Below are 13,421 nucleotides of genomic sequence, written 5' to 3'. Positions count from 1 at the left end.
CTCGTCATAGGTATTGACACACTGGCCTAAGCCTTCCAGGTGATCTCCACCGACTCGGGATCGAACCGCGGCCCGCTGGTAGTCCGCAGAATGCGAACCTCCACAAGCAGATCCACGACGGCGCGGCGCTGCTGCGGGGTCAACGCCGCCCACACTTTCGCGGGGTCGCCTGACTTCACGAGGTCGCCGAGTACCTTCGCTCTGCTCGGCGACGCGGCGGCGAGCTTCGCCTCGTCGAGCTTGGGACGCACCGCCGCGCTGATCGTCGTCAACTGCGCCTTAGTGATCGCCCCGGCGGCGAACGCCTCGGCTGCGTCGGTGAGACGGTCCTGCAACTCTTGGACGCGCACCGCGGCGGCGTGCGCCTCGTCGGCGCGCTCAGGCTCGGCGAGCAACTCGGCGGCGTCGGGCTGGGCGAGTCGACCGACGATGACGCGCGTAACGAGGTCATCCACCGACGCCAGATCGCGGATGACGTGCGCCGCCCGGCAGCGGTATATCGGCTTGGACTCGCCTTTGTACGGCTTGCTTCTGGCGACGGTGATCGGGCCGCCGCACACCCCGCAGCGGGCGATAACCGAGAGCAGGTGTACGCGCCCGTCGCGGCCGGGGTTGGTTCGGCGGGCCGGATTGGACAGAATCGCGGTGATCTGGTGAAAGTCGGCGACCGGCAGAATCGGCGCCCATTTTCCCTCGCCGATGACCTCGTCGTGGTGAATCCGCAAGCCCGCGTTACGTGGCCGTAGCAGCATGTCGCGCACAGTCACATCGCGCCACGGCCGACCGGTCGCGGTCACATGACCGGCATCGTTCAACGACCGCGCGATCGCCTTGACGCTCTCTCCCGCCAGTACGCGCGCGGCCGCTTCCCGCACGACGGCCGCCTCGGCGGTGTCGAGAGTTTTCCTGTCGTTGGTCCAGCCGTAGGGGCGGCATCCGCCGTGGTGCAAACCGTCTGCGGCGTTCGCCTCTAGCTTGCGGCGGATGCGCTCCGACTTGTGCTCACTTTCGTATTCGGCGACCTGCCCGACGATTCCGGCCTGCATGCGACCCGAAGGCGTGGACAGGTCATATGCGCCAGCGGTGACCGTCTCAACTTTCACGCCGTATTCGTTGACGAGGTCGATAAACGGGACCAGCTCGCGCATCTGCCGGTGCAGGCGGTCCGGGTGCCAGGCGACGATGACGTCTATTTCGCGCGCCCTGACGGCTTCCAGCATCGCGAGGTAGCGCGGTCGTTGCTTGCGCCGGTTGTGCGCGCTGCGGTCGTTGTCGCAGAAAACGTCGACTACGGTCCATCCACGCTCAGCGCACAGCTTGCGGGCGTCGTCCTCTTGTCGTTGAACGCCGAGCGCTTCACCGCTCGCATCGGCACTGATTCGCGTGTAGATGGCAGCACGGCCCGTTGATTCCATGCAAATACGATACACTCAGATGCGTCAAACCCGCCGCGCGGAAATCGGCCGTCATCTGGTTGGGCACCCCAGAGGTGTCGCCAAGCACGAGCGCCGGCAGCATCGCGGCCTGATCGGCGGGCAGCGACCGCCGTGCGGCGTCGGCGAAGCCTGCGCGCACGTCGTTGGCCGCGCGGTGGATTGCGGCCGGTTCGCCGTAGGTGGGGTCACCGACCACCGACAGCACCGCCACGCTCAGGTCGCGCCGGGTGGGTCTGCCGATCCGGGCCCGGAATGCAACCGGTGTGTTGGCCGCCAGGTCGGCCACGTCGAGGCTCGACGCGAATACCACCACCTGGCCCGATATTTCGTGATCGTCCATCGACAGCAGGGAAGCGCGGAACATCGTCCGGTTCCCGCCGAGCGTTCGCGGGCTCTCTGTCGGGGTGAGCACGACGGCGGCGACCGTGCCGTAGCGCTGTGTGACCGGATGCTGGCGCAACTCGTCGACCCGTAAGCCGATCGCGATGCCGAACGCCGTCGCGACCACCGCGACCGCGAGGACACTCGCGCCGAGACCTCTCCTGTCGGCCTCCGCCCGGCGGCCACTACCCCACCACCCCAGCACCGCGGTCGCGACCACCGCCCCGACAGCGGCGGCCACCGAACCGCCGGTCTGCCAAACGATTCCCGCGCCGGTGACCGCCCAGCTGGTCAACGCGGCCGGTACCAGGCGCAGATCGAGCGGGGTAGCGCCGGCGTCGGTCACCGGCTTCACACATGGACGAGGTCGCGCAGCTTATTCAGCCGCGCGGGTCCGATACCGTCGACATCGCCGAGCTGGTCGACGCTGGTGAACCGACCGTTGGCGTCGCGCCAGGCCACGATCGCGGCGGCGGTCACCGGGCCGATGCCAGGAAGCGTGTCGAGTTGCTCGACCGTCGCGGTGTTGAGGTCCACCTTGCCTCCCGACGGTTCGTCGGCAACCCCTGTCGCCGGCGCATTCGGCGTAATGGTCGCCGCGGCGCCCGGGCTGACCGAGCTGCCCATCGCGGCCGGTTCCCCCGGTGGCGCCTCGATACCCACGACGATCTGCTCACCGTCGGCGATCCGCCTTGCCATGTTCAGCCCCACCAGGTCGGCGCCGTCCAGCGGCCCGCCCGCCGCGGTGAGCGCGTCCGCGATCCGCGCACCCGTCGCGAGCGTGACCAGTCCCGGCTTGTGCACCAGGCCCACGACGCTGACGACGACGGGTTCGTCCGATCCCGCGCTCGGTGTCGGGCTCGCCGACGAAACCATCTGCACCGGTGGCAGTTTGGCGGCGGTCACCACCGGAGTGTCGTCACGCACCAGCACGAAAACCGTGATCAACAGCGCGAGCACACCGATGCCGGCCAGCGCGATGACACCGGCTCGACCGGGATCGGCACGCGCGGCGCCGATCCAGCCCGCGGGGCCGTTGCCCGTGGTGTCGGGCAGCCAGCGGGTCAGCGACGTGTCCGGCCGACGATGATCGTCGTCGGTGTCGGGCTCCACCTCGGCACCGAGCCGGCGCTGCAGCCTCTCGGCGGGCAATTCGGTTCGCATGGTTGAAAAGTTAGGCACGAACGCCGACGACGACAGGCGCCAGTGGCGGCCGGCGACGCGCCCTGTGGATGAAATGAGCGTTGGGGATAACGCGGATGTCTACAGTGTTGCTGTGGATCGTCGAGTGCCGATGGTCGCTGCCATCGCGTTCGCGGTGCTCTACGCGGTTGCGCTGCTGACGGTTCCCGCGCAGCCCGGCATCGACCGGCCGGGCCTCGACCTCGTCGCCCACATCAACGAGCACGCCAGTGCACTGCGGACCCAGGCCCTGTTGCTGGCGTTCGGCTCGCTGGCACTGGTGGTGGTCCTCGGCCACGCTCGGGACCGGCTGGCGGGCCCGTACGCTTTCGTGTTCACGATCGGCTCCGCCGTCGTCCTCGTCCAGATCGGCATCGCGACGTGGTTCACCGCCGGACTGGCGCTGCATCCCGGCGAGCTCGGCTCCGGAACCGCGCGGGCGATCACCGACGTGGTCGCGATGTCGGGACCCGTCCTCACCGTGGCCAACATCATGGTTTCCGCACCAATCTTGTTGGCCGCCAAAGAAGGGCGATTCCCACACTGGCTCGGCATCGTCGCCGCAGTCTTCGCCGTCGAACAGCTCATCGAGACGATCACCATCATCGGACCGCCGGGAAGCTTCATCTCCCCGGGTGGGCCGATGAACTTGTACCTCGGCGGGCCGCTGTTCATTCTGTTCTTCCTGGCGCTCGGCGTGGCACTGTCGCTGCCCGCAGAGACCGAGGCACTGGAGTCTGAGCGGGGCGACCTCGCCGGGCCCGACCCGGAATAGGCCCGGAATCCCGCCGACGCACTACCATTCCACCGATGGCGATGTTGCAGCGATTCACCAACCGCCGGGTGATGATCACCGGAGCCGGGTCGGGCATCGGCCAGGCCACGGTCCTGCGGATTCTCGACGAGGGCGGCACCGTCGTCGCCGCCGACGTCAGCCAGTCCGGACTGGCCGACACCGAGGCCAAGGCCACCGAGACGGGCGGCCGGCTCACCACCGTGGTGATGGACGTCGGCAGCGAGGATTCTGTGGTCGCCGCGCTGTCGGCCGCCGTCGCGGCGATGGGCGGGCTGGACGCACTCGTCAACGCCGCGGGCATTCTGCGGTCGGCACATCTGGCCGACACCACGCTCGCCGACTTCGAGCACGTCCTGCGCATCAACCTCATCGGGACGTTCCTCGTCATCCGCGAAGCCCTGCCCGCGCTGCGCAACGGCACTGCGCCCGCGGTCGTCAACTTCAGTTCGACGTCGGCGAACTTCGCACACCCGTACATGTCGGCGTACGCGGCGTCCAAGGGCGGCATCCAGGCGATGACGCACACGTTGGCGCTGGAGTTCAGCAAGGAGGGCATCCGGTTCAACTGTGTGCAGCCCGGCTCGATCTCCTCGGGAATGACCGACGGCACAGGGCAATCCGGCCAGAGTGTCGGGCCGGGCCTTCCGGCAGACGCCGACTACACGCTGTTCGGCAAGATCCTGCCGACGCTGCCGGTCGACGGCGACGGTATGTTCGCCAAGCCCGACGCGGTGGCCGCCGTGGTGGCCATGCTGGCGGCGCCGGAAGCGTACTTCGTCACCGGCACCGAAGTCCGCATCGACGGCGGCACCCACATGTGATCACGTTGACACCAAGGAGATTCGTGACGACACCGCAGCGGCCACTTCGTGTCATCCAGTGGACCACCGGCAACATCGGCCGTCGGTCCCTGCACGCGATCATCGGACGCGATGACATGGAGCTGGTCGGCGTCTACGCCCACGGCGCGGACAAGGTCGGCGTCGACGCCGCCGAACTGGCGGGCTGGCCCGAACCCACCGGTGTGACGGCCACCAACGACATCGACGCGCTGCTGGCCCAACATCCCGACGCCTGCTGCTACAACCCGCTGTGGCCCGACATCGACGAGCTGACCCGGCTGCTCGAGGCCGGGGTCAACGTCTGCTCGAGCGCCGCCTGGATCACCGGCGGCAAGCAGTCCCCCGAAGACCTCGACCGCATCCGAAAGGCCTGCGAGAAAGGCAATTCGACGATCTTCGGCAGCGGAGCGCACCCCGGCATGAGCAATATGGTGGGGATGGTGTTGTCGGGCGCCTGTGAACGCGTCGACGAGATCCGCATCACCGAGTCGGTGGACTGCTCGACGTACGAATCGGCGGGAACGCAGATCGCGATGGGATTCTCACAGGATCCGCAGACGCCGGGACTGGCCGAGAGTGTACGGCGCGAGAGCGAGGTGTTCGCCGAGTCGGCGGCGATGATGGCCGAGGCGATCGGCGCCGAGCTCGACCGGATGACCTTCGACGTCACGTTCACCGCGGCCACCGGTGACTCCGATCTCGGGTTCATGCAGATTCCCGAAGGCACCGTCGCGGGTGTCCACGGTTATCACCGCGGCTGGGTAGGCGAGAAGAACGTCGTCAGCGTCGGATTCAACTGGATCATGGGTGAGCACGTCACCCCGCCCAAGCCGCTCGAACACGGGCACGTCATCCAGGTGTTCGGAATGCCCAACATGCGCACCGTGCTGCACTGCCTGCCGCCGAAGGACTGGACCGAGCCCGGCTTCATGGGGCTGGGAATGATCTACACCGCGATGCCGGTGACCAACGCCGTGCCTGCAGTGGTGGCGGCCCCGCCGGGCATCGTGACGCTCAAGGATCTTCCGCCGGTCACCGGCCGCGCCGCGGTGTAGCGTCCGCGAGCGCTCACCTACGTACGGTCTTCTGCACTTTTTGCGTACCACACTGCGCGCTCGTCGAACTCAGAGGCGCTGCCCGAGAATCGCTTTGCCGGGGCCGTCGAGATCTGCGAGCGCCGCGGGTCGACCCGTCATCGCCATCATCAGCGCCTCCCCCGACCCAGTCACCTCCGCGCCCTCCCCGTGGGTTCGGTCGAGGTCGGTCGCGCGCAATCGAAGCCCCCGGATTCGGCGGCCCGCCCCGAGTCGAGGGTTGCCGGGAAGCAGCGGCAGGGTGCGGGCGAGACGATCGGCGGGGATGGTGCGCGGTCGGTTCAGCGCACGTCGAATGTCCTGATGGTGCACGGTGCCGTCGACGAAACCGATCATGCCGCCCAGACGCGCCGTCGAACCGCTCGGATACAGGTGCCGGTTCAGGTACGCGAGCATCTCGCGTGGTGACAGCGTCGCGAATTCATCGACTCCAACCTGATTGGCGTGCACGACGCGGCCTTTGGCGAACCGCTTGAGCAACCCGAGGGCGCTGAGCTCTTCGTAGCTGACCACATGCGTCACAACGTCATTGACGGTCCATTTGGTTCACAGGCTGGGGTGATGCCATTGCTCGGGCGTCAGGTCGGCAAGGAACGCCGCCAGATCGGCCCGTTCAGCGCGAGCCAGGTCCTTCAGATCAGCGTCCTGGTGAGACGGCATCACCCGTAAACTAGTCCCGGCTCCCGGGCCGACGCAACAGCGCGCGACTACTCCGCGAGTTGGACGACCACGCCGATCGCGCCCGTGCCGAGGTGGATCGACAGCACCGGACCCATATCCCTGACGGCGAGCATTTCGAGTTGAGGAAGCCGGTCCGTCAGCGCGGCGCCGACCTCGTCGGCTCCGTCGTGATTGTCGACGTGGTGGACCGCGATCGACGCCGGACGGTCTTCCACGAGATCGGCGACACGGTCCACCATCGCCGCGTGCGCCCTGCTTGTCGTCCGGATCCGTTGGTCGAGCACGAGCCGGCCGTCGACATCGAGGCTCAGCAGCGGTTTGACCGACAACGCGGTACCCAACCACGAGGCCGCGGCGCCGATCCGCCCGCTGCGACGCAGGTTGTCCAGCCGGTGCACCACGATGAACGCGTGCGTGCGCTGCACCGCCGAACGGGCAAGGGACTCAACGGTATCCAGATCCGAGCCGGTGGCCGCCGCCCGGGCCGCCGCCACCGCCGTGAATCCCACCCCCATCGCCGCCGACCGCGAGTTCACCACCCGCACCGATGACCCGAACTCGCGGGCGGCCTGCACCGCCGAACTGTAGCTACTCGACAGCGCTGCCGACAGGTGCACCGCGACCACGCCGTCCCCGCCGCTGTCCCGCAGTGCCTGCCGGTATGTCTGCGCGAGGTCGGCGGGCGTCGCCCCGGCGGTGCTGGCGCGCGGCACCTCGTGGATGTCATAGGGCACCTCGTCGATACCGTCTCGCAGATCGATCAGATCGACCAACACGTGCAACGGAACCTGACGGATGTCCCACTGCTTCAACTCGTCGGGCGTCAACCGTGCCGACGAGTCGGTCACCACGACTACGGACATGGCACTCCCGCTTCGGCGAGCGCCTTGAGCATCGAATCCGCCACCGCCTGATGAGCTTCGAAGCTCCAGTGGATGCCGTCGGGATTGCCTTGTCCGCTCATGATGTACTCACCGACCGCCGCTTTGAGGTCGACGAGCGGAACGTCGTGCTGCTCAGCCCATTCGGTGATCGCCCGCACGGTGCCGTCGCGACCGTGGTGCGCCCTGCCGTACGTGTCGGCGATGTGTACCGAGGGCAGGCAGGCGACGACGGGAATTCCGGGCCGGTTGAAATCGATGGCGTTGCGGGTCATCTCGAGGTACTCGGCGGACAGATGCGGTGGCAGGGCTGCGCGCGCCACCGGCGACAGGCGTGGCTGCACCCAGCAGTAGCCGTCGCGCACCCAGCGCCGCAGCCACGACGGGCGCACATAACGGATCAGTTCTCGCGCCGCGGTGGGCAACGGCGACGGCAGGGAATCCATCCCGCCCGTGGCGAACACGACCGCGCCGGCTCGCGGCAGCGCCGCCCAGGCCCGCGGATCCTGCGTCGCCGCCCACCACACGTCACGGCATGTCCAGCCGATTCGCCCGATCAGATCGACATCCCAACCTAGCTGCGCGGCAACGAGATTGGGCCAGATTCGCGGATCGTCTGCCGGCAGTCCACCGGTGGGTCCGTAGTAGGACAGCGAGTCGCAGAAGACCAGAAGGGTCCGACGTTCACAAGACATCGTTGGCAACCTGCGCCGAGGCGTTCCACACGTCGAGCCGCCACCGGACGCCTCTCGGCGGGGCGTGGGCGGAGCTGTGCCCGGACAGCTGGACCCAGCTGGCGTTTCCCATGCCGCCGAGGATCGGCCAGTTGTCGACGGGTAGGCCCAGCAGCGCCGCGGTCAGGGCGGCGATCAGCCCGCCGTGGGCGACCAGCACCACGGGCCGGTCCGCTTGGTCCCCGGCCTGATCCAGGCCCCACGTGGTGTGTTCGGCGATGAGCTCGTCGACCAACGGCCTGCTTCGCGCCGCGACGTCGACGCGGCTCTCCCCGCCAGGCGGCCCCCACCTCGAGTCGTTCCGCCACGCCATCCGCGCCCCGGGCGCTATGGTGTCGACCTCATGGTGCGTCAACCCCTGCCACTGACCGAGGTGGGTCTCCCGCAAGCGCACGTCGGCCACCACCGGCATGGCGACGCGATCTCCTAGTACCACCGCGGTGTCGAGCGCCCGCCGCAGATCGGACGACACGATCGCCAGCGGTTGCCGTTTGGCCAGTACCTCCGCGGCCGCGACCGACTGATGACGCCCTAGATCGGACAGCTCGGTGTCCAATTGGCCCTGCATGCGGCTGCCCGCGTTGTACTCGGTCTGCCCGTGCCGCAACATGACCAGGCGACGGACCCTGCTCACTGCCGGCCGTCCTCGTCCGTCACTTCTCGCGCAAGCGGCTCATCGACATCGATCGGGATCGTCGGGCAGTCCCGCCACAACCGGTCCAGCGCATAGAAATCCCGTTCGTCCTGATGCTGGATGTGCACCACGATGTCGACGTAGTCGAGCAGCGTCCAGCGGCCCTCGCGGGCGCCTTCGCGGCGGGCCGGCTTATAGCCCGCGAGACGCATCTTCTCCTCCACCTCGTCGACGATCGCGTTCACCTGACGTTCGTTCGAGGCCGAGGCGATCACAAAGCAGTCGGTGATGACGAGCTGGCTCGAGACGTCGATGACCACGACGTCGTCGGCCACTTTGGACGCGGCCGCCCGCGCGGCCACCGTGGCCATGCGCACGGCTTCGTCGGAGGCGCTCATAAGTGCTCCCCCTGGGCTGCCAATGGTTGGGCCCCATAGAGTTTGCGCTTGGCCACGTACTGGACGACGCCGTCGGGCACCAGATACCAGATCGGCCGGTTCTCCTCTGCTCGCTTACGGCAGTCGGTCGACGAGATCGCCAGCGCGGGCACCTCGACGAGTCGGAGCGCATCGTCGGGCAATTCCTTGACCGCCGCGGCGATGTGCTTACCGTCCAGTTCGTAGCCGGGCCGGCTGACCCCGACGAAGCGTGCTATGGCGAACATCTCCTCCCAGTTCTGCCACGTCAGGATCGCCGCCAGTGCGTCGGCCCCGGTGATGAAGTAGAGGTCGGCTTCGGGGTTGAGCGCCCGTAGATCGCGCAACGTGTCCTTGGTGTAGGTGGGGCCACCGCGGTCGATATCCACGCGGCTGACCGAGAACCGTGGATTGGACGCGGTCGCGATCACCGTCATCAGGTAACGATCCTCCGCGGCGGTGACATGGCGGTACTTCTGCCACGGTTGGCCGGTCGGAACGAACACCACTTCGTCGAGGCGGAACCGGTCGGCGACCTCGCTGGCTGCCACCAGGTGCCCGTTGTGGATGGGATCGAACGTCCCACCCATCACGCCGAGCCTGCGTCGAGGAGCCACGAATAGCCAGCTTACGGGGCTTCCGCGAAACTGTATTCCAGCAGGCCTCCACTCGCACTTTCTCTGCTGGAATACCGTTTCGCGGAATCAGTCAGACCGGTAGCAGCTGGTCGATCACCGACGCGAGCTGTTTGGCTGAGCGGCATTCGTGCATGGTGATGACGTCCTCATAGCGCGGCACCGCCGAGTCACCGCTGCCCCACAGGTGGCGGGGTTCGGGGTTCAGCCAGTGTGCGTGCCTGCTGGAGTTCACCATGTGCGCGAGCAGGTCGGTTTCCGGGTTGCGGTAGTTGTTGCGGCCGTCGCCGAGGATAAGCAGCGCGCTGCGCGGCGAGAGCACGTTGGGCCACCTGTCCATGAACGACACGAACGCATGCCCGTAGTCGGAGTGCCCGTCGCGGGTGTACACGCCCGCCTCGCGGGTGATGCGCTGCACCGCTACCGCCAGATCGGCGTCCGGGCCGAACAGTTCGGTGACCTCGTCGGTGGTGTCGATGAAGGCGAAGACGCGGACACGGGAGAACTGCTGGCGCAGTGCGTGCACGAGCAGCAGCGTGAAGTGGCTGAAGCCGGCGACCGAGCCCGACACGTCGCACAGCACCACCAGCTCGGGCCGCGCCGGATGCGGCTTCTTGAGTACCACGTCGATTGGCACACCGCCGGTGGACATCGACTTGCGCAGTGTCTTGCGCAAATCGATCTCCCCCGCCCGCGACCGCCGCCGCCGCGCGGCCAGCCGGGTCGCCAGCGTGCGGGCCAGCGGTGCCACCACCCGGCGCATCTGACGCAGCTGCTCGCCCGAGGCGCGCAGGAACTCGACGTTCTCGGCGAGCTGCGGCACACCGTACATCTGCACGTGCTCGCGACCGAGCTGCTCGGCGGTGCGGCGCTTGGTCTCCGCCTCGACCATCTTGCGCAACTGGTTGATGCGCTGCGCGGCAAGGGCTTTGGCGATCTGCTCCTGGGTCGGCGTGGGCTCCTCGCCGTACGGGGCGAGCAGGCCGGCGAGCAACCGGCCCTCGAGGTCGTCGAGGTTCATCGACTTCAGTGCCTGATACGACGAGTACGACGGGCCCCGACTCGAGTTGTACCGGCCGTAGGCCTCGACGATCTGGGCGATCATCGCGGCCATCCGCTCGTCGAGGTTGGCCAGCTCCGCGTTGTCGGCCAGCATCTCCAGCAGCGCCGACCGCATCGCTTCGATGTCTTCGGGGGGCAGGCCCGGGTCGGCCTCGTCTGCTCCATTTTCGTCGTCCACCAGAATCGTCTTGGCGCCCAGCGCGGCGGGGAACCACAGGTCGAACATCGCATCGTAGGTGTCGCGGTGGTCGGGGCGGCGCAACACTGCGCATGCGATGCCCTCACGCAACGCCTCGCGGTCGGCCACCCCCAGTACGGAAACCACCCGGCCGGCGTCAACGGTCTCGGACGGACCTACAGAAATACCCTGGGCGCGCAGCGCTTCGACGAACCCGACGAGGTGACCGGGTAGGCCGTGCGGCGCCAACGGCTGCGGCGGTCGGGTCCGGCGGACGGCCATCTCAGTTCAGCCTCAGCTCGCCGGACGCCTTGATCTGGTCGGATTGGTGTTTGAGCACCACGCCGAGGGTGGCCGCAATCGTCGCGTCGTCGATGGTGTCCAGGCCAAGCGCCAGAATGGTGCGGCCCCAGTCGATCGTCTCGGCCACCGACGGCAGCTTCTTGAGCTGCATCCCGCGCAGTACGCCGATGATCTTGACCAGTTCGTCGGCGAGCCGCTCGGGCAGCTCCGGCACCCGGGACAGCAGAATGCGCCGCTCCAGGTCGGGGTCGGGAAAGTCGATGTGCAGGAACAGACACCGGCGTTTGAGCGCCTCGGACAGCTCACGGGTGGCGTTGGAGGTCAGTACGACGAACGGCGCTCGTTCGGCGGTGATCGTACCGAGTTCCGGCACGGTCACCGCGAAGTCGGACAGCACCTCGAGCAGCAGGCCTTCGATCTCGATGTCGGCCTTGTCGGTTTCGTCGATCAGGAGCACGGTCGGCTCGGTCCGGCGGATCGCGGTCAGCAGCGGCCGCGACAGCAGGAACTCCTCGGAGAACACGTCGTCGCGGGTCTGGTCCCAATCCCCGTGCCCGGCTTGAATGCGCAGGATCTGCTTGGCGTGGTTCCACTCGTAGAGGGCGCGGGCCTCGTCTACGCCCTCGTAGCACTGCAACCGGACCAACTCCGAACCCGTCGACTGCGCGACGGCGCGGGCCAGTTCGGTCTTGCCGACACCGGCGGGACCTTCCACCAACAGCGGCTTGCCGAGCCGGTCGGCCAGGAAAATCGCTGTCGCGGTTGCGGTGTCGGGCAGGTAGCCGGTTTCGGCGAGCCGCCTGCCGACATCGGAGATGTCAGCGAACAGCGGTGCTGGGCGTGCAGGGACGCTCATCGGACAAAGTCTCCTGTTCAGGCGGGGCGGGTGTGACCAGTATCGGGCGAGCCCCACACAATCCACTTGCTTGACGTCAATTCGGGCAGACCCATGGGTCCGCGGGCATGCAGCTTCTGGGTGGAGATGCCGATCTCGGCACCGAACCCGAACTGCTCGCCGTCGGTGAACGCCGTCGACGCGTTCACCATCACCGCGGCCGCATCAACCCGCTCGGTGAAGCGTTGCGCGGCAGCCAGATCCGTTGCCACGATGGCTTCGGTGTGCCCGGTGCCGTACTCGTTGACGTGGGCGATCGCGGCGTCCACCCCGTCGACCACGGCCAGCGCGATGTCCATCGACAGGAACTCGGCGCGCAACTCCTCGTCGGACGGGTTGTCGTGCACCGTCACACCGGCGTCCCGCAGCGCCTTGGTCAGGCGCGGCACCGCGCGATCGGCGATCGCGGCGTCGACCAAAACCGATTCGGCCGCGTTGCAGACGCTGGGCCTGCGCGTCTTGGCGTTCAGCAGGATGCGTTCGGCGACGTCGAGGTCGGCCGAAGAATGGACGTACACATGGCAATTGCCGACGCCCGTCTCGATCGTGGGGACCGTGGCGTCACGGACCACCGCGTCGATCAGTCCCGCGCCGCCGCGCGGGATGACGACATCGACCAGGCCGCGAGCCTGAATGAGGTGCGTGACGCTGGCGCGGTCGGCGCTGGGCAGCAACTGCACCGCATCGACCTCGAGCAATTCGGTGGCCAGCGCGGCCCGCAGCGCGTTCACCAGCGCTGCATTGGAGTCGGCCGCCGACGAGCTGCCGCGGAGCAGCACCGCATTGCCGGATTTCAGCGTCAACCCGAACGCGTCGACGGTGACGTTCGGCCTGCCTTCGTAGACGATCCCGACCACGCCGAGCGGCACGCGCTGCTGGCGCAGTTGCAGACCGTTGGGCAGGGTGCGGCCCTGCAGCACCTCGCCCAGCGGGTCGGGAAGCCGCGACACCTGACGCAGCCCGTCGGCGATGCCCTCGATCCGGTTCGGGCTGAGCGCGAGCCGGTCGAGCATGGCCTCGGGCGTGCCGGCGGCGCGGGCGGAGTCGAGGTCGTGTTCGTTGGCCTCCAGGATCTGCCGCGTCGACATGAGCACGTGGTCAGCGGCGGTGTTGAGCGCCCGGTTCTTGGTGTCGGAGCTCAGCGTGGCCAGCACGCGCGCCGCCACGCGCGCCCGGCGGGCGGCATCGTGCACCTGCTGACGCAGGTCGGCGACATCGGCGCCCAGGGGTGCCTGCACACTCATTTATCCAGGGTATCGAACAAGCACCGG

The 13,421-nt window shown here is 67.9% G+C and carries 14 protein-coding genes and 1 pseudogene; 3 read left to right on the top strand and 12 right to left on the bottom strand.

Features of this window, described 5'->3' with window-relative positions:
• Positions 1–26: 26 nt before the first annotated feature.
• From QGN32_RS20530 to QGN32_RS20520, 3 genes are read right to left on the bottom strand one after another with little or no spacing between them, the layout of a single operon-like run.
• Entirely contained in the window at positions 27–1,415 is a 1,389-nt protein-coding gene (locus QGN32_RS20530; RefSeq protein ID WP_326546095.1) for a recombinase family protein, read from the bottom strand.
• Positions 1,357–2,163: a hypothetical protein gene (locus tag QGN32_RS20525; RefSeq protein ID WP_326546094.1), complete on the bottom strand. Its 807-nt coding sequence runs from the start codon at positions 2,161–2,163 to the stop codon at positions 1,357–1,359. Before QGN32_RS20525 ends, QGN32_RS20530 begins: the two co-directional genes overlap by 59 nt.
• Positions 2,164–2,168: 5 nt before the next feature.
• Positions 2,169–2,981: a ComEA family DNA-binding protein gene (locus QGN32_RS20520; protein ID WP_326546093.1), complete on the bottom strand. Its 813-nt coding sequence runs from the start codon at positions 2,979–2,981 to the stop codon at positions 2,169–2,171.
• 112 nt (positions 2,982–3,093) lie between these two features.
• Between QGN32_RS20520 and QGN32_RS20515 the strand changes: the two genes are divergently transcribed.
• From QGN32_RS20515 to QGN32_RS20505, 3 genes are read left to right on the top strand one after another with little or no spacing between them, the layout of a single operon-like run.
• Positions 3,094–3,774: a hypothetical protein gene (locus QGN32_RS20515; protein ID WP_326546092.1), complete on the top strand. Its 681-nt coding sequence runs from the start codon at positions 3,094–3,096 to the stop codon at positions 3,772–3,774.
• Positions 3,775–3,809: 35 nt separating this feature from the next.
• Entirely contained in the window at positions 3,810–4,616 is an 807-nt protein-coding gene (locus tag QGN32_RS20510) for an SDR family NAD(P)-dependent oxidoreductase (protein WP_326546091.1), read from the top strand.
• A 23-nt stretch (positions 4,617–4,639) separates the two neighbouring features.
• Positions 4,640–5,692, top strand: coding sequence for an NAD(P)H-dependent amine dehydrogenase family protein (locus tag QGN32_RS20505; protein ID WP_326546090.1), 1,053 nt, complete (start codon positions 4,640–4,642; stop codon positions 5,690–5,692).
• Positions 5,693–5,761: 69 nt separating this feature from the next.
• Here the strand turns inward: QGN32_RS20505 and QGN32_RS20500 are convergent.
• The 9 genes and pseudogenes from QGN32_RS20500 to QGN32_RS20460 form a co-directional block, all read right to left on the bottom strand.
• Positions 5,762–6,391 (bottom strand): annotated as a pseudogene (locus QGN32_RS20500) (maleylpyruvate isomerase family mycothiol-dependent enzyme).
• 47 nt (positions 6,392–6,438) lie between these two features.
• Positions 6,439–7,275, bottom strand: coding sequence for a DegV family protein (locus QGN32_RS20495; RefSeq protein ID WP_326546089.1), 837 nt, complete (start codon positions 7,273–7,275; stop codon positions 6,439–6,441).
• Positions 7,266–7,988, bottom strand: a complete 723-nt coding sequence (octT, locus tag QGN32_RS20490; RefSeq protein ID WP_326546088.1) for a diglucosylglycerate octanoyltransferase — start codon at positions 7,986–7,988, stop codon at positions 7,266–7,268. Before octT ends, QGN32_RS20495 begins: the two co-directional genes overlap by 10 nt.
• Positions 7,978–8,637: a glucosyl-3-phosphoglycerate phosphatase gene (gene gpgP / locus QGN32_RS20485; protein ID WP_326549180.1), complete on the bottom strand. Its 660-nt coding sequence runs from the start codon at positions 8,635–8,637 to the stop codon at positions 7,978–7,980. The genes octT and gpgP overlap by 11 nt, the downstream gene beginning before the upstream one ends.
• A 20-nt stretch (positions 8,638–8,657) precedes the next feature.
• A complete protein-coding gene (rsfS, locus tag QGN32_RS20480; RefSeq protein ID WP_326546087.1) occupies positions 8,658–9,059 on the bottom strand; it encodes a ribosome silencing factor in 402 nt (133 codons plus the stop codon).
• Positions 9,056–9,667 (bottom strand): nicotinate-nucleotide adenylyltransferase, encoded by a 612-nt coding sequence (nadD, locus tag QGN32_RS20475; protein ID WP_326549179.1) that lies wholly within the window; start codon positions 9,665–9,667, stop codon positions 9,056–9,058. The genes rsfS and nadD overlap by 4 nt, the downstream gene beginning before the upstream one ends.
• Before the next feature lie 118 nt (positions 9,668–9,785).
• Positions 9,786–11,234 carry a vWA domain-containing protein gene (locus QGN32_RS20470; protein ID WP_326546086.1) on the bottom strand — a complete coding sequence of 483 codons (1,449 nt, stop codon included), beginning with the start codon at positions 11,232–11,234 and terminating at the stop codon, positions 9,786–9,788.
• A gap of 1 nt (position 11,235) precedes the next feature.
• Entirely contained in the window at positions 11,236–12,111 is an 876-nt protein-coding gene (locus QGN32_RS20465; protein WP_326546085.1) for an AAA family ATPase, read from the bottom strand.
• Positions 12,112–12,128: 17 nt separating this feature from the next.
• Positions 12,129–13,394, bottom strand: coding sequence for a glutamate-5-semialdehyde dehydrogenase (locus QGN32_RS20460; RefSeq protein ID WP_326546084.1), 1,266 nt, complete (start codon positions 13,392–13,394; stop codon positions 12,129–12,131).
• Between the last annotated feature and the right edge of the window lie 27 nt (positions 13,395–13,421).

Origin of the sequence: Mycolicibacterium sp. ND9-15 (assembly GCF_035918395.1) — a bacterium.
In the GTDB taxonomy this organism is placed as follows: domain Bacteria; phylum Actinomycetota; class Actinomycetes; order Mycobacteriales; family Mycobacteriaceae; genus Mycobacterium.
This window is presented reverse-complemented; position numbering and strand designations above follow the sequence as displayed.